We start from the raw sequence: 18,757 nt of genomic DNA on the forward strand, positions 1-18,757 counted from the left end.
GACCCGGAAGCTGCCGCGGACCCGGACGCTTCCGCCGAGCCGGAAGCGGCTGCAGGAACGGAGCTGGCCTTGGAAGAATCGCGGGAGTCGGTGCGGTAGAAGCCCGAGCCCTTGAAGACGACGCCCACGCTGTTGAACTTCTTGCGCAGGCTGCCGCCGCATTCCGGGCAGACGGTCAGCGAGTCATCACTGAACGACTGCTGGATGTCGAAGGCATGGATGCAGTCTTTGCAGGCATAGGCGTACGTGGGCACTGTGGTTCCTCCTGAAAAAAACTTGGCCGGGAGCGGAAAGCGCCTCGCTGTCGGTTGGCACTCGCCTGCTCCGAGTGCCAATTCTACACCGTCCGTTGGGGGAACCAGATCCAGCCGTCCGGAGAAACTGCGCCGTCCAGCGGCACATCGAGCGGGGTGGACTCGAAGGTGCCCGCGGCCACCACTTCGTCGGAGTAGAAAAGCCCCACAAACCTGGGGCGCTGCCCGCCACCGGGAAGCGAGGTCAGGAACCGGTCGTAGTAGCCGCCGCCTTGGCCCATGCGGTTGCCCTCGGCGTCCACGGCCAAGCCGGGAATCAGCACCAGCGGCAGCCCATCGATGATCTCGGGGCCGAAACGATCTCCCACCGGCTCGTCCACCCACGCCCGGGGGCTCCGTATCAACTCCACTCCGCTGAACCAACGTGCCCAGCTGAGCTGGTAGTCCGGCTCGCAGATCGGGACCACTACGCGGTATCCGGCACCCTCAAGGGCTGGCAGCAGCATGCGTGTGGAAGGTTCGTTCCCGACCGACAAATAGGCAGGAACCGTGGTGCCGGCGGGGATCTCCAAGCGCTGCAGCCCGTCCAGCACGTGCCGTGCGAGGCCTTCTCCGGCCCGCAACCGGTCCTCCTGTGAGCGCTCGCTGCGTTGGGCGCGGAAGAATGTGCGGGCGGCTTCCTTGTCCATTCGCATCTGCTTTTCCATGGCCGCCATCGTAGTTCCTTTCCCCGCGGATCGGCTTGCTCGGCAGCTTCGTTATGTACCCTGAATTTATGACGTCTCATCGCACGGTACGCAAAGCAGTCATTCCAGCCGCCGGTTTGGGAACCCGCTTCCTGCCCGCCACGAAGGCCATGCCCAAGGAAATGCTCCCGGTCGTGGACAAGCCGGCCATCCAGTATGTGGTCGAGGAAGCCGTGCGGGCGGACTTGACGGATGTCTTGGTCATCACGGGGCGGAACAAGCGCCCGTTGGAAGACCATTTCGACCGGGTTCCCAACATTGAGCAGATCCTCAAGGAAAAGGGCGACTTGGAGAAGCTCGCGGCAGTGCAGGCAGCTTCGGAACTGGCGGATATCCACTACCTGCGGCAGGGGGATCCGCTGGGCTTGGGCCATGCAGTGCTGCGGGCGCGCCAGCACGTGGGCGACGAACCGTTTGCCGTGCTGCTCGGAGACGACCTGATTGACGAGCACGACGACCTGCTCACAGGGATGATCGAGGTCCAGAGGCAGACCGGCGGTTCCGTCGTCGCGCTGATGGAAGTTGATCCGGCACAGATCAGTGCCTACGGCTGCGCCGATGTCACCCCGGTCGGGGACGGCAGTTACGTCCGAATCAACGAACTCGTGGAGAAGCCGTCGCCGGACGAGGCTCCGTCCAATCTGGCCGTCATCGGCCGCTATGTGCTGCACCCGGCAGTGTTCGACGTGCTGGAGGATACGAAGCCCGGCCGTGGCGGTGAGATCCAGTTGACCGACGCGCTCGAGGCGCTGGCCAGCCGCGAAGGCGAAGGTGGCGGTGTTTACGGCGTGGTCTTCTCCGGACGCCGCTACGACACGGGTGACAAGCTCAGCTACCTGAAAGCCGTCGTGACCATCGCCTCCGAGCGCGAGGACATCGGCACTGAACTGCGGACCTGGTTGAAGGGGTTCGTCGACGGCTCGGACGACTGAGCCGCGCCGCGACCGCAAAGAACTTCAGATGGGGTACGGGACGGCGATCTGGCCGGCGACAGTTGAGAGCGGGGACTTGTCGCTGCGCCCCATCCGGTATCGGGACCGGCAGGAATGGATGGCAGTACGGGGCCGCAATGCCCGCTGGCTGGAACCGTGGGAAGCCTCGAACCCCGCCCCCGGCGGTTACCTGCCGTCGTTCTCGGAGATGGTCCGCTCGCTCAAGCACCAGGCACGTCTGGCCATGGCTCTGCCGTGGATCATCACCGAGCTGCAGCCCGGCAGGCCCAGACCCGCGCTGATTGGGCAGCTGACCGTCTCCAACATTGTGTGGGGCTCCGCCATGTCTGCGACGTTGGGCTACTGGGTGGATGAGGCCTGCGCCGGCCGCGGGGTAGCTCCGACGGCCGTGGCCATGGCCACCGACCATTGTTTCCAAACGCTCGGGCTGCATCGGATGGAAATCAACATCAGGCCGGAAAACCGCGCCAGCCTGCGGGTTGTGGAGAAGCTGGGCTTCCGGGACGAAGGACTTCGCCCGAGGTATCTGCACATCAATGGGGCGTGGGCAGACCACCGAAGTTTCGCGCTCACCGCGGAGGAGGTTCCCGGCGGCCTTCTGCCGCGCTGGCTCGAGCGCGGCGACATCGGTTTGACACCATAAAGCAGTGCTGGACGAATCGTTATCCGACACACCGGGATGAATGCCGCAAACGGCATGCGTAAGCTTCTACGGTTTTGAGAGTGGACATTCAGAGCTCTGTGATCTTGGCGGTCATTGTTGGGCTGTGGTTTGTCTGGGTAGGACCGTACCTGCTCCGCGGAGCATTCCGTCCCGCGATGGTTGAACCGGCGCCGGGACACGCAGCACCACTAGTTTCAGCACCCGCCACCGCCTTCAGCGGCAACCAGGGGATCATTATGGAATACAACGCACAGCCGGCCCCATCGACGTCGTCGCCCGTGCCGCCGCCCGCCCGGCAAGCCGAATTCCGGATCCGCTACGGGCGGACCGCCCTGGCGCTGGCCGGCGCCGCCGCCCTGCTGGTGTTCCTCGGTGGCGGCGTGTTGGCTCTGGCCGGCGTAGCGTCAGGCCGGGTTCCGGGCTTCGCGCTGCTGGCGGCCATCGCCGTCGTCGCCGTCTTGCGCTCACTGGCAGTCCGTGACCGCCGCAGCCGGGCCGCCGCACGCGCGGAGCAGGCAGCCCGCACAGCAGCGGGAACGCGGGCTGCGGGCGCCAGGAGGACTCCCATGAAGCCCACCCAGCTGTTTGACGGGGCAGCTTCGGACGCCGAGCCGCCGGCGCAGCCGGCTCAGGCCGGGCCGGCTCCGTTGACAGCGGCGGAGCTGCGCGCGGAAGCCTTGAAGGTCGCCGCAGACGCCGGCGACACTGCTGCACCGGCGCAACCATCCGGCTCGCCCTGGCAGCCGGTCGACGTGCCCCGGCCGACCTATGTTGACGCCGCCAAGGCCAGCCGTCCGGCTCCCGCGCCGCTGCCGGCTCCGGAGGTCAAGAAGCCGCAGGGCAAGACATCAATCAAGCAGACCGCTGCGCAGCAGGCCGCTGCGCAGCAGACTGCCGGGGCCGCGGCACAGAAGTCCGAGGAGAATGTCGCCGGTCAGCACACGGAGGAACACGCTTCGGCAGCCGAGGCATCCCGCCAGCAGGCGGCCGCGAACAGGCTCAACCTGGACGACGTGCTGCAGCGCCGCCGGGCCTGACCCCCAACCACCTGCGTTACCTGCCGCGGCCACGTCCACTGGGCGGGCCGCGGTGCTGTCTGGTGCGCAACCCGGCGGCCGGCGCCGCAATGGTGTGGAATGGAAGCATGGAAGGACCGAAGAGGGACCGGATGGCTACCGAGACAGTCGGGATCGATCTGTTGGAAAGCGCCCGGGTACGGGAGCCGCTGGAACTGGCCGTCGCCCCGCTCGGCGGCACGGTCGAGTCCTGGCAGCTGGCGAAACTGCAGCACCGTCCCGGTGCCGGCGCCACGGGGATCTACACCGTGCAGCTCCTCGGACGAGACGGCGGCGAGCGGACCGAGTACGTCTGCATCACCACGTCTGCGGTGCCGGAATGCGGCCTGCCGCTGGTGCGGATGGACGGCGGGCAGGTTCCGATGACGGCGTGGCTGTACCCGTCCGATCCGGTCCTGGCCGGGCTGCCGGCCGCTTGCGACCCGGCCGCGGTGGGCGCCAGCGTCTTCGGCGGGGGAGAAGCGGACCTAAGGATGATCAGCTACCGGCCGCTGCGGCGTGCGGTCCTGGAAGCAGTTCAGGGCAGACGTAAAGTCTTCCTCAAGGTGGTCCGTCCCGACCGGGCGGCCCAACTGATGCGCCGCCACCGTCTGTTGACCGAGGCCGGCCTGCCCGCACCCACGGCCTCTGCCGGACCGGCCGATGGTGTGGTGGCGCTGTCGGAGGCGAAGGGGAAGCCGCTGGCCCAGGCTTTCATGGACGACGGCGCCGCGAGCCTGGCGCCGGAAACCATCCTCGAGCTGCTGGGGTCCTTGCCTCCAGGGGTGCTGGAACTCTCACGTCGTCCGGCGTGGGCCGAGCGTGCGGCGGACTACGCCACCGCAGCCGCAGCCGTGCTCCCGGACGAGCAGGACCGGATATTTGCGCTCGCCCACCGGGTGGAACAGCTGCTGGCCGCCACCGACGCCGGCCCGGTGGTTCCGGCCCACGGCGACTTCTACGAAGCGAACCTTCTGGTCGACGGCGGGAAGGTCACCGGGCTGATGGACGTGGACTCGATGGGGCCCGGCCATTTGGTGGATGACTTGGCGTGTTTTCTGGGCCATCTGGCCGTACTTCCGGCAGTTCATCCGGGTTACGTGCATGTGCCGGCGGCCCTGCGGCGCTTCGCCTCGGTCTTCGATACGGTGGTGGACCCGGCGGGCCTGCGTGGCCGGGCGGCCGGGGTGGCACTGTCGCTGGTTGCCGGAGCCAAGACCGCCGGACAGGGGGACGGCTGGCAACGCGACGCCCGGCAACGGCTTGCGATAGCCGAGGAGCTGGCGGACAGCGCTGCCTGAACAGACGCTTCTGGGCGTCCTTCGAGCCGGCAGGGCTGGCGCTCACACCGGGGCATGGGCGTGGGACGGCGGCGTGCCTTCGGCGTGCCGGGGAGCCTCAGTCGGGACTGTCGGCCACAGCGTCCGCAGCGCGGCGGGCTATATCCGCCTCCACCGTCCTGCCCAGGGCATCGAGTGCCGAGGCCAGCCCCAGCTGGGCTGCCACCCGGAGCGTACGGCTGACGTCAGGCTCCTGCAGCACCAGCTTGAACATCGGGACCGCGTCGTCGGCGCGACCCATCTCCGCCAGGACGTGTGCCGCGAAAAGTTCGGCGTTGCCGGCCGACGCGGCGTCGTCGGCAGCGGAGTACAGGTCCGCCGCATGCAGCGCTGCCGAGACCGCTGCGGTGCCATCCTCCAGCGCCCACAGCCCCCTCGCCCGGGTGTCGCTGTAATCCGCCTCGTACCATTGCGCCCCGTACATCCGCGCCAAGCGGATCGCTTCGTCCAAGGCTGTCAGACCATCGGCGTCACCGGCCTCGCACAAGGCGTGACCGAGCGCGTGCAAGGCCTGTGGCAGCGCGGCGTCGTCGTCCTCGGCCTTGCGGGCGGCCGCCACTGCCGCTTCAAAACAGATAAGGGCGTCCTGATCGCGGTCCTCACGGGACAGCAGAGTGCCGGTCGCCAACAGCCCCCGTGCCGCCTCGCCATACTCTCCGCCATGGCTGAACTCCGCCACCGCCCGGCGCCAACAATCCAAGGCCTCCGGCGTGCGGCCTGCATGGCGGTGGGCATGGCCCAAACTCATCAGCGTCCGCGCCACCTGCGGATGGGGTGCCTTGGTGTGCTCCAACCGCTGCAACAGCTTGGCCAGCACGTCGCCCGCGAGCTCGTACTCTTCCGCTTCCAGCAGCTGGTTTCCCAGCGCAAGGCGCAGCGTGAGTTCTTCCTGGACTTCTCCGCGCTCGGCTTGTGACACTGCCGCTTGCCAGGCCAGCACGGAATCTTCATAGTCACCGATGCCGGCGCACAGCCGGGCCAGCACCACGGCGGCACTGATGGCGCCTTTGCGCACGCCGGCAGCTGCGTATAGCTCCAGCGCCGTCAGCGCTTCCTCCAGCCCGGCGGCGCCATCGCCGCCGGCAGCGTTGGCCTTCAGCAGCCACATGCTGGCGGTGGTCGCGCGGTTTCCCGGCAAAGCCAGCATCCGGTCGGCCACTGCGGTGGCCCGTTCGGGTTGGTCGGCCTGCAGATAGGTATTGGCCAGGTACATCAGCGCACCGGAAAGGCTGTCGGTCCGGCCGGAATGCTCGTAACCGGCCACGGCCTCTTTCAGCAGCGCGATCGCCTGCTTCGGTTCCCCGCGCTGGGAACGCACGACGGCGAGGGCCAGTTGAACGTCCGCGGTCACCGATACCGGGGCGTGCGTGTCCAACAAGTGCGACAGTTCAGCCTCCAGCAAGGGGAGGTCGTGCTCGCCGGCTTCCCGGAACAAGGCGAATCCCAACCGTTCGCCGGCGGCAGCTTCAGCCGCAAGCCCGTGGCTGCGCAGCAAGCCGATGCGCGCGTCAAGATACTCTCCGGCCTGCATCTCTTCGCCGGCCAGCTGGGCGAGGGCAATCAGGACCGAATACAAGCCCAGCCGGACGTCAAGATCAGCGTCCGAGGACCGCGCCAGGCCTGCCTCTGCAAGTGCCTTGGCGCCGGCATGGTTCTCGGCATACGCGGCCTCATAGGCGCGGTCCAGGCAGTCCCGGGCCCCGGCAGGGAAGCGTGCAGGATCAGGCCCGGCGTTCTCCAGCACGGCATGCAGACGGTCGCCGATCAGGCCGCGCGGCATGGTTGGCGCGGACTCAGGCACAGTGGCCCCGCTTCCGCAGCGCTGTGCGGTGGACCCTTGTTGCCGCGTTGCCCATGGTCTTAGTTCTAGCGGCCAACAGAGGCCGGCGCAATGGCCTCCTTCACTTCCAACCCAATGGCTTTTTACCTCTTCACGCAAAGGCCGTTAACTCCCCATGAGATGTTGATCCGCGCCGGCCGCGCCGCTGGTGATGGCCGGCGAGCACCGTGCATGCCGGAATGGCGGGCGGCGGTTGGCATCGCCCACGGCGCCTGCGCCGGTCTGCTGCTGGCCCACGAGAAACGGCGCACGGATGCGCTGTCCGCCGCGCATAGTGGCATTACCGTCCGGTAGCGGCCGCCGTCGGCCGCCCTAGACTAGGGGCATGGAGTTCGATACCCGGGTCGCAGCCTACGGTGTGATGGTTGCCGAGGGCGCGGTGCTGCTGGTCCGCTGGACCGGCGCAGGCTGGCCCCGCTGGACGCTGCCCGGCGGCGGCCTGGAGTACGGCGAAGACGCCGCAACAGGCGCTGTCCGCGAGATCCGGGAAGAGACGGGCTATTCCGCCAGGCTCGAGCGGTTACTAGGCGTCGACAGCAAACACATACCGGCCGGGAAGCGCCTGCACGGCCACCGCCCGCTGCACGCCTTCCGCGTCATCTACTCGGCCAGCGTCACCGGCGGCGAACTAACCAACGAGGCCGACGGTTCCACGGATCAGGCCCGGTGGGTGCCGCTGCAGGAGGTGTCGTCGCTGGACCGGGTGGATCTGGTGGACCTGGGCCTGCGGCTTTACTTCCCGGACGGTGTGCCGGCGGGGCATTCCGCAAACGGCCGTCAAGCGCTACGCTGATCCAGTTGCCGGGCTGGACAGCCGGCGGGACGACTGAGGAGGAGGTGGGCGTGATGACCGTTTGTGCTGCAAATTCCGCTGCCATCACCAGCCCAGTCTCCGAACGCCGTCCGCGCCGCGGCTAGTTGCCGGATGGTTTAGTGCGGAGGCCTCATGTTCCGAGGTAACCGTCGTGACCGACAATCATCAACCGCATCCTCTGCTGCGCAGCTTTGGCTACACCGACCGCATAGCCGCGTTGTTCAGCCTCCATTTTCCCGACTCCGCCCTCCGCCCGGCCCGGGTGGCGCGTACCGATCGAGGCCGCGTCCTGCTCGCGACTGACAGCGGCATGCTGCACCTGTCCACTGCGGGAATGGCCCAGCAGCCCGCCACCGGTGACTGGGTAGCGTACGACGCCGCTCCGCCGGCTTTGGCCGGCGGCCCCTCGATTGCCGGGCTACTGCCGCGGTTTTCCGTGCTGTCCCGCAAACAGGCCTACGACCCGCTCGCCGCTGAACAGGTCCTCGCCGCCAACATGGACCTGGTCGGCGTCGTGGTGCCCTTCGACCGGCCGTTGTCTGCGAACCGGCTGGAACGCACGCTCGTGGCTGCCTGGGACTCCGGCGCACTGCCCTTGGTGATCCTGACCAAAGCCGACCTAAACGGCCGATACGACGAGATATCGGCCCGGATCGTGGAGCAGGCCGCCGGAACCGAAGTCCTCGCGACCAGCGCGGAAACGGGCGACGGGATCGATGCGTTGTCGGAACACATGGGCCCGGGCCGCTCGATGGTGTTGCTGGGACCGTCCGGGGCTGGCAAATCAAGCCTGATCAACGCCCTGGCGGGGGCGCGCGTGCAGGACACCGGAGCAGTCCGTGCCGGCGACGGCAAAGGCCGCCACACCACGACGGTGCGCGAACTCATCCCGTTATCGAACGGAGCGGTGGTGATGGACACACCCGGCATCCGAGGCTTCGCGCTGTGGGATGCGGAGGACGGGCTGGGGACGATGTTCGCCGACATCGACAACCTGGCCACTTTATGCCGGTTCAAGGACTGCGCCCACAGTGCCGAACCGGGCTGCGCCGTGCAGGAGGCCCTCGCGGACGGCAGCTTGGAGCAGCGGCGCTGGGACAGCTACCGGAAGCTGGAACGCGAACTGTCAAGCCTGCACATGCGGCAGAACGCAGCGGAGCAGCGCCGCACCGGCCGGCAGTCTGCCAAGATGGCCCGGGCAGCAGCACAAGCCAAGGACCATCGAGGCAGACGCTGACCGCGTGCCCGCCAGCCAGGCAAGTGACTAGACTCAGTGCCAGTACTTCTGCGGGCCTACCGGCCGCGGATCCACCACGGAAGGTTCAGCATGACCGAGCCCACGCAGTCGACGGACCTGCCGGCTGACCTGCCGACCACCCGGCAGGCTGAGCCGTCGACGGGCCGGCCGGCCGGGCGGCCGACTGCACGGCCTGACGCCCTTGGCGCGGCCGGAGAAGGCCCCATGGTTCAGTTCCGGGGTGCCACGAAGATGTACACAGGAGGGCAGCCGGCCGTCCACAATCTGAACCTGGACATTGACCGCGGGGCAATCACCGTGTTTGTGGGCCCGTCCGGATGCGGCAAGACGACCTCGTTGCGCATGATTAACCGGATGGTGGAGCCGACCTCGGGTTCCGTCCATGTGGACGGCCGCGATGTCTCCGAGCAGCCGGCGGCTGCCCTGCGCCGGTCCATGGGCTATGTCATGCAATCCTCCGGTCTGCTTCCGCATCGCACCGTTCAGGACAACATCGCCACCGTTCCCCGGCTCAACGGCGCCCGGCGGGCTGCTGCCCGGAAGCGCGCCGACGAACTACTGGCCGTCGTCGGCCTGCCGCGGGAGCTGGGCCGCAGATACCCGGCCCAGCTCTCCGGCGGCCAGCAGCAGCGGGTTGGAGTTGCACGGGCGCTCGCGGCCGATCCGCCGATCCTGCTGATGGATGAGCCGTTCAGCGCGGTGGATCCGGTGGTCCGCGGGGAACTTCAGCAGGAGCTGCTGCGGCTGCAACAGCAGCTCTCCAAAACCATCGTGTTCGTCACCCACGATATCGACGAAGCCACCATTCTGGGCGACAAGCTGGCCGTCTTCGGCGCCGGCGGGCGGGTGGCGCAATTCGCCACGCCCGAGGAAATCCTGCGGACACCAGTAGACGATTTTGTCGCCGGGTTCGTCGGCCGGGACCGCGGGTTCCGTTCGTTGTCCTTCAGCAGCGCACATGGCCTGCCACTGCTGCCTGCCAACACTGCCACGGCGGCCGGCGCCGGTGAAGCCTCCCGGGAGGGCTGGCTGCTGTTGGTTGACGACGACGGGGCACCGGCCGGGTGGCTGCCGCCCGGTGAACGCGATCCCGCTCAGGCACAGATCGGAGGGTCCTTGTTCACCCTCGGCTCAAGCCTGCGCCAAGCGCTCGACGCGGCGTTGTCGTCTCCGTCCGGGGCCGGCGTCGCCCTCGATGCCGGTGGTCGTGTGGCCGGGCTGATTGATCCCGAGGCCGTGCTGCAGCGGATCCGGGCGGGGGGCAGTTGATGGATTGGTTCCTGGCGAACCTGCCGTATGTGCTGGAGCTGAGTGTGCTCCACCTGTTCCAGTCCGCGCTTCCACTGGTGCTTGGGCTCGTGGTGGCGCTCCCGCTGGGCTATGTGGCCTGGCGGATCGGTGCGGTGCGCGGCGTGATCCTTTCCCTCTCTTCGGTGCTGTACACCATCCCCTCGCTGGCCCTGTTCGTGATCCTGCCGGTGATTTTGGGGACCGGCATTTTGGAGACGTCGAACCTCATCGTGGCGCTGACCGTCTATTCAGTGGCGCTGCTGGTCCGCACGGTGGTGGACGCACTGAACTCCGTGGACGACGGGGTCCGGCAGGCAGCGGTGGCGATGGGCTATTTGCCGGTGCGCCGGTTTTTCAGCGTGGATCTTCCCCTGTGCGTTCCGGTGCTCGTGGCCGGACTGCGGGTGGTGTCAGTGAGCAACATTTCGGTGGCCAGCGTTGGCGCCCTGATCGGTGTGCGCAACCTCGGTTTCCTGTTCACCGACGGACTGCTGCGCTACTTCATGACCGAAATCGTGGTCGGCATCCTGATGACCCTGGTGCTGGCGGGAATCATGGACGTGCTGTTGGTGGCGCTTGAACGCATCCTCACCCCGTGGCTGCGTGCGGGCGGCGGCAGGGGCGCAGCGGGCACCGGGTCCGTCCTGCAACCGGAGCCCGGTGCTGCCGGGGTGCGCGCCTCCAGCGGCGGAGCGCAGCGACCGGATGCAGCCCAAGCGGCGGTGCGCGGATGAACCTCTTCGAAGAGACAGCGGCGTGGCTGGTGGATCCGGTCAACTGGACCGGACCGGCGGGTGTGCCGGCAAGACTGGGCGAGCATCTGTACTACAGTGCCCTGACCTTGGTGATCGCCGCGGCCATTGCCGTCCCGCTGGGACTGTTCGTGGGCCACACCGGAAGGGGGCGAATCGCCGTCGTCGGAATTGCCAGCGCGCTGCGGGCACTGCCGACGCTGGGCCTCTTGACCCTGTTCGTCATCCTGATGGGACTGGGACTGATGCCGCCGATCTACGCGTTGGTGATACTGGCTATCCCGCCCCTGCTGGCCGGCACGTATTCCGGGATCGCCGCCGTGGACCGCCAGCTGGTTGACGCAGCGCGGGCGATGGGCATGACCGAGTGGCAGGTGCTCTTCCGTGCCGAACTGCCGAACGCGCTGCCGGTGCTGCTCGGCGGGGTGCGCGCGGCCGTGCTTCAGGTCGTCGCCACGGTGTCCGTCGTGGCCTATATCAATCTGGGCGGCCTCGGCAGGTACCTCATCGACGGATTGGCAGTCCGTGACTCGGTGCGGCTCTTTGCCGGCGCCTTGCTGATCGCTGCGCTGGCGTTGGTGGTGGACGCCTTGTTGGCCGCCGTGCAGAAAGTGGCCGTCTCGCCGGGCGTGCGCAGCGCCGGGCCGGGGGCAAAAGACAGAACAAGTAAAGTTGGAGCAGCCAGTGCCGGCCTATGAGGAGATGAGCATGACGAACCACCTTCGGAACAACGCGCACGACAATCGAATCCCCAGCAATCCGGTGGCGCGGCGGAGCGTGCTCGCCGCCGGCACGGCCGCTTTGGCACTGGTGCTTGCAGCCTGCGGCGGCGGCTCCGACCCGCTGAAAGACGGGACGCCGGCGCCCTCCGGCAGCACCGGCGCATCCCTGGTGGTGGGGGCCAGCGGCGGCACCGAGAGCCAAATTATTGCCGAAATTTACGCGGGTGCGCTGACCGCTGCCGGCTACAACGTCACCACCCAACCGGGCATTGGCTCGCGGGAGGTCTATGTAGCCGCCGTCGAGGAGGGGTCTGTCGACATCATCCCGGACTACAGCGGGAACCTCTTGCTGTTTTTGGACCCCAAGGCGACGGCGGCCGCGGCCCAGGACGTCATGAAGGCCCTTCCGGAGGCCCTGCCCAAGGGGCTCGGGGTGCTGGAGCCGGCATCGGCCGAAAGCAAGGACGCCATGGTGGTGACCAAGGCGACGGCGGAAAAATTCAAATTGAAGTCCATCGAGGACATGGGCCCGGTCTGCGGTGAACTCGTCATTGGCGCCAACCCCGAATTCGCGGAGCGGGAGTACGGCCTGCCCGGTCTGAAGGCGCACTACGACTGCGTGCCGAAGTCCTTCGAACCCATCAATGACTACGGCGGGCCGACCACGCTGAACGCCTTGATCACCGACAAGATCCAGGTGGCCGACATCTACACCACCACTCCGTCCATCGAAGACAACGACCTGGTGGTGCTTGAGGACCCGAAGAACAACTTCATTGCCCAGCAAGTGCTGCCGCTGATCCGTACCGATTCCGTAGACGGCCAGGCGGCCAAAGTGCTCAACGAGGTCTCGGCTGCCCTGACCACAGAGGATCTGATCGACCTTAACCGGCAGGTCAGCGGGGACGAGAAGCGCAACCCGTCGGATGCGGCCGCCGACTGGCTGGCGAAAAAGGGCCTCTCCGACTGAAGCCACGCACACTCCCCGCATCGGTCCGGTCGCCGGAGCGGCGCGTGGGGTGTGCGAAGATTTTTGAATGGCCGAGTTCAAGCAGTCCAATAAGCTCCACAACGTTCTCTACGACATCCGCGGTCCGCTGCTTGAGCACGCGCAGCGGATGGAGTCCGAGGGCCAGCGCATCCTCAAACTGAACATCGGCAACCCTGCGCCGTTCGGATTCGAAGCCCCCGACGCCATTCTGGTGGACGTGATCCGCAACCTGCCCACTGCCCAGGGCTACAGCGATTCGCGCGGCATCTTCTCAGCCAGGACCGCCGTGTCGCAGTACTACCAAACGCGCGGCATCCAGGAAATCGGCGTGGACGACGTCTACTTGGGCAACGGTGTCAGCGAGCTGATCACCATGAGCCTGCAGGCGCTGCTGAACAACGGCGACGAAGTGCTTATCCCGGCCCCCGACTATCCACTCTGGACCGCCTCGGTGTCGCTGGCCGGCGGCCATCCGGTGCATTACCTGTGCGTCGAGGAGGAGGGCTGGTTGCCCGACCTGGAAGACATCGAACGGAAGATCACGCCCAACACCAAGGGAATCGTGATCATCAACCCGAACAACCCCACCGGCGCCGTTTATCCGCTGCACATCCTCGAGGGCATGCTGGAACTGGCGCGCAAGCACAACCTGGTGGTCTTCTCCGACGAGATCTACGAGAAGATCCTGTACGAGGACGCCGAACATGTGAACACGGCACTGTTGGCCGACGACGTGCTGGTCCTGACGTTCAGCGGGCTGTCCAAGGCTTACCGCGTGTGTGGTTTCCGCAGCGGCTGGATGGCCATCTCCGGACCGAAGCATTTGGCCGGTGACTACATTGAAGGCATCAACCTGCTCACCAACATGCGGTTGTGCGCCAACGTGCCGGCACAGCATGCGATCCAGACCGCATTGGGCGGCCACCAGAGCATCAACGACCTCATCCTTCCCGGCGGCAGGCTGCTGGAGCAGCGCAATAAGGCCTATGAGTTGTTGAACGCCATTCCCGGCGTCAGCACCCAGCAGGCCAAAGGGGCCCTGTACTTGTTCCCGAAGCTGGACCCGGAGGTCTACGCGATCAAGGACGACGAGCAGTTTGCGCTGGACCTGCTCAAGCAGCAGAAGATTTTGATCTCGCACGGCCGGGCGTTCAACTGGACCCGGCCGGACCATTTCCGCCTCGTCACGCTGCCGAATGTGGACGTGCTGACCGAAGCGGTGGGACGGATCGAAGAGTTCCTGGCAGGGTACCGGCAGTAACCGGACCATCCGCCCGCGACCTGGCACTTCCGCCCCGCGACCTGGCAGATCCGCCCCGCGACCTGGCACATCCGCTGTGCCGTCTGGGATATTCCGGGTAGCCGCCTCGACGGCCGCTGGGTAGGCTGTCCCCACCGCGTGCAGCGCGGGCCATGCCGAACAGGAGGACGAGGTGAAAGAAACCGAGTTGCCGGTGTTTTCGCGCAGGTCATCGGAGTTGCTGCGCGTCGGCCAGGGATTTGAGCTGGCCAGCGTCGATACCGGTTCCACTCCCGGGTTCTTGGGCGGCAAGGCTGAAGGAAAGGCCCTGCTTGCTGCGTCCGACCGGCGGCTGTCCGGCTTGCAGGAACGGCTCTTCGCGCAGAGCCGCGCCGGGGCACGGGACGCCGTCCTGCTGGTGTTGCAGGGCATGGATACCTCCGGCAAGGGCGGGATAGTGCGGCATGTGGTGGGAGCGGCCGACCCACAGGGCATCTCGCACCACGCGTTCAAGGCACCGACGCCTGAAGAGCTGGAACACGATTTCCTCTGGCGGGTGGAGAGGGAGCTTCCGGGACCGGGCATGATCGGGGTTTTCGACCGATCGCATTACGAGGATGTACTCATCCACCGGGTGCACCGGCTCTCGCCCCCGGAGGTCGTGGAGGCCCGCTACGGCCAAATCAACGACTTCGAGGCCATGGTGGCCGGCCGGGGCATCCGCCTGGTCAAAGTCATGCTGCATCTGGGCAAACATGAACAGGGCGACCGCCTCTCCGAACGACTCGACCGGCCGGACAAATATTGGAAGTACGATCCGGGCGATGTGGATGAGCGCAGGCTCTGGGACGAATACCAGCAGGCCTATCAGGTCATGCTGGAGCGGACCAGCACACCCGGTTCACCGTGGTTCGTGGTTCCGGCCGACCGCAAGTGGTATGCCCGGATAGCCGTCCAAGAGCTTCTGCTGGAGGCTCTCGAAGACATAGACCCGCGGTGGCCGCCGGCCCACTTCGACGTTGCCGCGGAGAAAGCCAGGCTGGCCGCCTCCTAGCCCGGTCCTGCCGGGCCAACCGCCTCAGGCTGGTTGGGCCCCGGTGACCCTACACGGGCGAAACCGGGGAAACCGGGGTTCCGGCGCTGCCTGAGCTGGCCGGCGAAGGCAGGGAACCCTCGGCATTGCGTGCGGCGTCGAGGCGTTGCCGCGCGCCTTCCAGCCACGCCTCGCAGCGTGCGGCCAAGGCCTCGCCCCGCTCCCACAGCGCCAGGGATTGTTCAAGGCTGGCGCCGCCGGCTTCCAACTGGCTGACGACGGCGACCAGTTCCTCGCGCGCCTGCTCGTAGGACAGGGACGCGACGTCGGCGGGCGCGGCGGGCTGTTCTGTCATTTCGTGTTCTCGCTTTCGGGGCAGGTGCTGCAGGTGGTGTTTGGGGTGGGGGAGCGGTCAGGGAAGAGTTTCGGCCGCGACTTCGCCGACCGCAACCCGTACGCGCAGCCGTGTTCCGGGCGGTGCGTCCGCAGCGTCGCGGAGCACATGGCCGTCCGGCAGCTGGGCCACCGCATAGCCACGGTCCAGGGTGTTCTGCGGGGACAGCGCGCGCACCTGCGCCCGGAGGTGGGCGATCCTATCCGTGTCGCGGTGCACGGCGGCCGAGACTGCCTGGCGCGCCCGTGAACGGAGCCGGTGGATGTCTTCGCCCCGGATCTCCACCATCCCGGTGGGGTTTGCCATTACCGGGCGGCTTCGCAGCGCAGCCAGGCGCTCGGTCTCCCGGTGGATCAGCTGCTCCACCCGTCGGGCGAGCATGGCGCGGGCCTGTCCAATCCGCTGCAGCTCCTCACTCACGTCCGGGACGATGCGCTTGGCCGCATCCGTCGGTGTTGAAGCACGCAGATCTGCCACGTCGTCGAGCAGCGGGCGGTCAGCCTCGTGCCCGATGGCGCTCACGACCGGGGTGGCCGCCGCGGCTACCGCCCGGACAAGGTCCTCGTTGCTGAAGGGCAGCAGGTCCTCCAGCGAGCCGCCGCCGCGGGCGATGACGATGACGTCCACATCCTGGCGCGCGTCGAGGTCAGCGAGTGCCCGCATCACCTGGGCTACGGCGTTCACGCCCTGGACGGCCACCTCCCGGACCTCGAATTCAACGGCCGGCCAGCGCCGCGAGGCATTCCGAATGACGTCCTTCATGGCGTCTGAATCCCGGCCCGTAATGAGGCCGATGCGGTGCGGCAGCAGGGGCAGACGCTGCTTGCGGGACGGGTCGAACAAGCCCTCGGCTGCCAGCGCCCGGCGCAGCCTCTCCAGCCTCACCAGCAGGTCACCCAGCCCCACGGGCCGGATATCGCGCGTCTGCATGGTCAGTCGCCCGGTCTTGGTGTAGAGGTCCGGCTTGATCTGTGCCACGACGCGGGAGCCAGGTTCCAGCGGCATCTCAAGGCGTGCCATGACGCTGCCCCAGACCACGAGGCTGAAGGAGGCCTCGGCGTCGGTGTCGCGCAGCGTCAGATAGGTGGTCGAGTTTCGTTGGTTGAGCTCGATCACCTGGCCCTCAACCCACGTGGGCGGCACCCTGTCGATGTGCATTTTGAGCTTTTGCGACAGCAGCCGCAGCGGCCAAGGGTTCTCCGCGGTCGTCTGGTTGGCAGTCGGGGGCAGGGTCGACTGACCGTTGCCGGTGCCTTCGACCCGGCTTGCCTCCATGAAATGCCCCTTCCGGCAGTGTGAGTCCGGCGGCTGCCGGAGACCCTCCATTTTTACCAGCTATCCCTGTCAAATCGGATTCTCTGTTGTACTGGTGCAGAAGGGGCGGCGCCCGCGGTGGCCGTCGGACGATCAGGGGACAGCGAAGGACGGAGGCGCCGGTGCGCACAATGTTGACTGTTGTCAGCGGGCTGACGGCCGTGCTCCTTGCCGGTGCTGCACTGTGCGGTGCCTGGGTTGACCAGCGCGTGCTGGACCGCGACGGCTTCGTCTCGCTGGCAGCCCCGCTGGGCCACGACCCTGAATTCCTCGCCGTGCTGGCGTCAACGGTAACGGAAGAAGTGGCCGGCAGTGACGAGCTGCCGGCCGGTCTGCAGAAGCTGGTGCTGCCCATCGTGGAGCGCACCGCCGGAGCGGTGACCACATTGGAGAGATTTCCGCGGGCACTGAGTGAATCCCTGTCCCGTTCGCACACACATACGTTTTCCGGGAGTACGTCGGGCGAAGCCGCGGTCACCTTGGATATCGCTCCGATAGTGCAACTTGCTGTTTCGCGGGTAGCGGAAGCACTGGGCACTCATCTGCCCGCGCCGGAGGAGGTCCTATTCCCTCTGGGCTCTGCGCAGGCAGCCGGCGGTTTGTCCCTGCTCCAAGACCTGGCGGCCCGGTGGTGGGTCGCTGCGGTGGCTGCGGCAGCGGCAATGGTGCTGATGCTGCTGGCCGCGCGGCGTTCGACCACGGCACTGGCCTGGGCCGGTGCGGGCGCGGGAATATGGGGTGCAATCCTCTGGCTGGCGGCGGGACTATTGCCTCCGCAGGCGAAGGAGCTGGCAGGCAGCAGCGCGCTGGCTTCCGAGTTCCTGGGCCGGCTGGCCGAACTGGCCCTAGCTGACTTCCGGCCGTGGGCTGCCGTCTTTGCGGGCGTCGGCCTGGCGGTCGCCGTGATCGGTTCCACGCTTCGGGCCCTGCACGGGGCGGACCGGCGGAGGAGGCCCACGGGCTAGCATAGAGACATGGCCAGTACTGCTGTTTCCCTATCCATGCCTACCGTTCCCCGCAAGCGCCGCACGCCCGAAGAAGTTGCGGCAGCCGCACACGTGGACGGTGACAAGAAGGTGCTGCTGGCGGCTCCCCGTGGATACTGTGCCGGTGTCGACCGAGCCGTGATCGCCGTCGAAAAGGCGCTGGAGCACTATGGGCCGCCGGTCTATGTGCGCAAGCAGATCGTCCACAATGTGCATGTGGTGTCCACGCTGGAGGAAAAGGGCGCAATCTTCGTCGAGGAAACGGACGAGGTCCCGGAGGGCGCGCTCGTCGTTTTCTCGGCGCATGGAGTCAGTCCTGCCGTCGTACAGTCTGCTGCCGACCGGCAGTTGCGGACCATTGACGCCACCTGCCCCCTGGTGACCAAGGTGCACCGCGAAGCCGTGCGGTTCGCCCGCGACGGCAACGAGATTCTCCTGATCGGTCACGAGGGACACGAAGAAGTTGAAGGAACCTACGGAGAAGCGCCGGACCACACCACAATCGTCAACAACCCGGACGAGGCGCGGACGGTGCAAGTGCGTGATCCCGACAATTTGATCTGGCTCTCCCAGACCACGCTTTCGGTCGACGAAACGATGGAAATCGTGTCCATCCTGCGCGAACGTTTTCCGGCGCTGCAGGATCCGCCGAGCGACGACATTTGTTACGCCACCTCCAACCGCCAGGCGGCGATCAAGAAGATCGCACCGCAAGCTGACCTGGTGATTGTGGTTGGTTCCGAGAACTCATCCAACTCCGTTCGGCTGGTAGAGGTCGCCCTCGAGTACGGCGCCAAGGCGGCGTACCGCGTCGACTTTGCCAATCAGGTGGACGAGTCCTGGTTCGAGGGCGTGGGCTCTGTCGGTGTAACCTCCGGGGCCTCCGTCCCGGAAGTTCTGGTGCGCGAGGTCCTCAGCCTGCTGGCCGACTACGGCTACGCAGACGTGGAAGAAGTTGTCACGGCCGAAGAAGACATTCTCTTTTCACTGCCCAAGGAACTGCGCGCCACGCTCAAGGAACGCGGCGACGAATCCCGTGGCCTCGGCGGCCGGGTCACTCGGCAGGCGCACTAAAGCCAGGGTTATCGGGCGCCCGCCAGACCGAAGCCCA

General features: G+C 67.0%; 20 protein-coding genes. 15 read left to right on the forward strand and 5 right to left on the reverse strand.

Annotated elements, in window-relative coordinates; all coding sequences use genetic code 11:
• A partial coding sequence (locus AC5RWT_RS24565; RefSeq protein WP_494082468.1) for an FmdB family zinc ribbon protein occupies nt 1-254 on the reverse strand: 254 nt, incomplete at its 3' end.
• An 83-nt stretch (nt 255-337) separates the two neighbouring features.
• Nucleotides 338-961, reverse strand: a complete 624-nt coding sequence (locus tag AC5RWT_RS24570; protein WP_494082469.1) for a 5-formyltetrahydrofolate cyclo-ligase — start codon at nt 959-961, stop codon at nt 338-340.
• Nucleotides 962-1,029: 68 nt separating this feature from the next.
• Here AC5RWT_RS24570 and galU point away from each other — a divergent pair, with 68 nt between their 5' ends.
• The 4 genes from galU (at nt 1,030) to AC5RWT_RS24590 (ending at nt 4,973) form a co-directional block, all read left to right on the forward strand.
• Nucleotides 1,030-1,932, forward strand: coding sequence for a UTP--glucose-1-phosphate uridylyltransferase GalU (gene galU / locus AC5RWT_RS24575; RefSeq protein ID WP_494082470.1), 903 nt, complete (start codon nt 1,030-1,032; stop codon nt 1,930-1,932).
• Between the two features lie 28 nt (nt 1,933-1,960).
• The gene (locus tag AC5RWT_RS24580) at nt 1,961-2,596 is read left to right on the forward strand and encodes a GNAT family N-acetyltransferase (protein WP_494082471.1); all 636 of its coding nucleotides are present in this window, start codon (nt 1,961-1,963) and stop codon (nt 2,594-2,596) included.
• Between the two features lie 80 nt (nt 2,597-2,676).
• Complete coding sequence (locus AC5RWT_RS24585; protein WP_494082472.1) at nt 2,677-3,654, forward strand: hypothetical protein; 978 nt, start codon at nt 2,677-2,679, stop codon at nt 3,652-3,654.
• A 131-nt stretch (nt 3,655-3,785) separates the two neighbouring features.
• On the forward strand, nt 3,786-4,973 hold the full coding sequence (locus AC5RWT_RS24590; protein ID WP_494082473.1) for a phosphotransferase: 1,188 nt from the start codon (nt 3,786-3,788) through the stop codon (nt 4,971-4,973).
• Nucleotides 4,974-5,070: 97 nt separating this feature from the next.
• On the opposite strand, the gene AC5RWT_RS24595 is transcribed toward AC5RWT_RS24590, so the two are convergent.
• Nucleotides 5,071-6,813 (reverse strand): tetratricopeptide repeat protein, encoded by a 1,743-nt coding sequence (locus AC5RWT_RS24595; RefSeq protein WP_494082474.1) that lies wholly within the window; start codon nt 6,811-6,813, stop codon nt 5,071-5,073.
• 90 nt (nt 6,814-6,903) lie between these two features.
• Between AC5RWT_RS24595 and AC5RWT_RS24600 the strand changes: the two genes are divergently transcribed.
• The 9 genes from AC5RWT_RS24600 to AC5RWT_RS24640 all read left to right on the forward strand — a co-directional run bounded on the left by AC5RWT_RS24600 (nt 6,904) and on the right by AC5RWT_RS24640 (nt 14,973).
• Nucleotides 6,904-7,146, forward strand: a complete 243-nt coding sequence (locus AC5RWT_RS24600) for a hypothetical protein (RefSeq protein WP_494082475.1) — start codon at nt 6,904-6,906, stop codon at nt 7,144-7,146.
• Nucleotides 7,147-7,177: 31 nt separating this feature from the next.
• Nucleotides 7,178-7,645, forward strand: a complete 468-nt coding sequence (locus AC5RWT_RS24605; protein ID WP_494082476.1) for an NUDIX hydrolase — start codon at nt 7,178-7,180, stop codon at nt 7,643-7,645.
• Between the two features lie 172 nt (nt 7,646-7,817).
• Nucleotides 7,818-8,903 carry a ribosome small subunit-dependent GTPase A gene (rsgA, locus tag AC5RWT_RS24610; protein WP_494082477.1) on the forward strand — a complete coding sequence of 362 codons (1,086 nt, stop codon included), beginning with the start codon at nt 7,818-7,820 and terminating at the stop codon, nt 8,901-8,903.
• A 225-nt stretch (nt 8,904-9,128) separates the two neighbouring features.
• Nucleotides 9,129-10,193, forward strand: coding sequence for an ABC transporter ATP-binding protein (locus AC5RWT_RS24615; RefSeq protein WP_494082486.1), 1,065 nt, complete (start codon nt 9,129-9,131; stop codon nt 10,191-10,193).
• On the forward strand, nt 10,193-10,948 hold the full coding sequence (locus AC5RWT_RS24620; protein ID WP_494082478.1) for an ABC transporter permease: 756 nt from the start codon (nt 10,193-10,195) through the stop codon (nt 10,946-10,948). The genes AC5RWT_RS24615 and AC5RWT_RS24620 overlap by 1 nt, the downstream gene beginning before the upstream one ends.
• Complete coding sequence (locus tag AC5RWT_RS24625) at nt 10,945-11,664, forward strand: ABC transporter permease (protein ID WP_494082479.1); 720 nt, start codon at nt 10,945-10,947, stop codon at nt 11,662-11,664. The genes AC5RWT_RS24620 and AC5RWT_RS24625 overlap by 4 nt, the downstream gene beginning before the upstream one ends.
• 10 nt (nt 11,665-11,674) lie before the next feature.
• Nucleotides 11,675-12,658 (forward strand): ABC transporter substrate-binding protein, encoded by a 984-nt coding sequence (locus AC5RWT_RS24630; protein ID WP_494082480.1) that lies wholly within the window; start codon nt 11,675-11,677, stop codon nt 12,656-12,658.
• A gap of 67 nt (nt 12,659-12,725) precedes the next feature.
• Nucleotides 12,726-13,940, forward strand: a complete 1,215-nt coding sequence (locus tag AC5RWT_RS24635; RefSeq protein WP_493966423.1) for a pyridoxal phosphate-dependent aminotransferase — start codon at nt 12,726-12,728, stop codon at nt 13,938-13,940.
• Between the two features lie 172 nt (nt 13,941-14,112).
• Nucleotides 14,113-14,973, forward strand: coding sequence for a polyphosphate kinase 2 family protein (locus AC5RWT_RS24640; protein ID WP_494082481.1), 861 nt, complete (start codon nt 14,113-14,115; stop codon nt 14,971-14,973).
• A 49-nt stretch (nt 14,974-15,022) separates the two neighbouring features.
• Here the strand turns inward: AC5RWT_RS24640 and AC5RWT_RS24645 are convergent, their stop codons facing one another.
• Both AC5RWT_RS24645 and xseA read right to left on the reverse strand, forming a co-directional pair.
• Nucleotides 15,023-15,307: an exodeoxyribonuclease VII small subunit gene (locus AC5RWT_RS24645; RefSeq protein ID WP_494082482.1), complete on the reverse strand. Its 285-nt coding sequence runs from the start codon at nt 15,305-15,307 to the stop codon at nt 15,023-15,025.
• Nucleotides 15,308-15,364: 57 nt separating this feature from the next.
• Complete coding sequence (gene xseA, locus AC5RWT_RS24650; RefSeq protein ID WP_494082483.1) at nt 15,365-16,621, reverse strand: exodeoxyribonuclease VII large subunit; 1,257 nt, start codon at nt 16,619-16,621, stop codon at nt 15,365-15,367.
• A 161-nt stretch (nt 16,622-16,782) separates the two neighbouring features.
• On the opposite strand from xseA, the gene AC5RWT_RS24655 reads away from it, so the two are divergent.
• Nucleotides 16,783-17,625, forward strand: coding sequence for a hypothetical protein (locus AC5RWT_RS24655; RefSeq protein ID WP_494082484.1), 843 nt, complete (start codon nt 16,783-16,785; stop codon nt 17,623-17,625).
• A gap of 9 nt (nt 17,626-17,634) precedes the next feature.
• Nucleotides 17,635-18,720: a 4-hydroxy-3-methylbut-2-enyl diphosphate reductase gene (locus tag AC5RWT_RS24660; protein ID WP_494082485.1), complete on the forward strand. Its 1,086-nt coding sequence runs from the start codon at nt 17,635-17,637 to the stop codon at nt 18,718-18,720.
• The last annotated feature ends 37 nt before the right edge of the window (nt 18,721-18,757 follow it).

The organism is Arthrobacter sp. Dra40 (assembly GCF_059091905.1).

Bases quoted from the DNA above. Each gene is read 5' to 3' on its own strand.
- AC5RWT_RS24605 (WP_494082476.1), top strand. From the start codon at position 7,178: ATGGAGTTCGATACCCGGGTCGCAGCCTACGGTGTGATGGTTGCCGAG.
- xseA (WP_494082483.1), bottom strand. From the start codon at position 16,621: ATGGAGGCAAGCCGGGTCGAAGGCACCGGCAACGGTCAGTCGACCCTG.
- AC5RWT_RS24635 (WP_493966423.1), top strand. From the start codon at position 12,726: ATGGCCGAGTTCAAGCAGTCCAATAAGCTCCACAACGTTCTCTACGAC.
- AC5RWT_RS24630 (WP_494082480.1), top strand. From the start codon at position 11,675: ATGACGAACCACCTTCGGAACAACGCGCACGACAATCGAATCCCCAGC.
- AC5RWT_RS24645 (WP_494082482.1), bottom strand. From the start codon at position 15,307: ATGACAGAACAGCCCGCCGCGCCCGCCGACGTCGCGTCCCTGTCCTAC.
- AC5RWT_RS24580 (WP_494082471.1), top strand. From the start codon at position 1,961: ATGGGGTACGGGACGGCGATCTGGCCGGCGACAGTTGAGAGCGGGGAC.
- AC5RWT_RS24615 (WP_494082486.1), top strand. From the start codon at position 9,129: ATGGTTCAGTTCCGGGGTGCCACGAAGATGTACACAGGAGGGCAGCCG.
- AC5RWT_RS24660 (WP_494082485.1), top strand. From the start codon at position 17,635: ATGGCCAGTACTGCTGTTTCCCTATCCATGCCTACCGTTCCCCGCAAG.
- AC5RWT_RS24590 (WP_494082473.1), top strand. From the start codon at position 3,786: ATGGCTACCGAGACAGTCGGGATCGATCTGTTGGAAAGCGCCCGGGTA.
- galU (WP_494082470.1), top strand. From the start codon at position 1,030: ATGACGTCTCATCGCACGGTACGCAAAGCAGTCATTCCAGCCGCCGGT.
- AC5RWT_RS24570 (WP_494082469.1), bottom strand. From the start codon at position 961: ATGGAAAAGCAGATGCGAATGGACAAGGAAGCCGCCCGCACATTCTTC.
- AC5RWT_RS24625 (WP_494082479.1), top strand. From the start codon at position 10,945: ATGAACCTCTTCGAAGAGACAGCGGCGTGGCTGGTGGATCCGGTCAAC.
- AC5RWT_RS24620 (WP_494082478.1), top strand. From the start codon at position 10,193: ATGGATTGGTTCCTGGCGAACCTGCCGTATGTGCTGGAGCTGAGTGTG.
- AC5RWT_RS24600 (WP_494082475.1), top strand. From the start codon at position 6,904: ATGGCCTCCTTCACTTCCAACCCAATGGCTTTTTACCTCTTCACGCAA.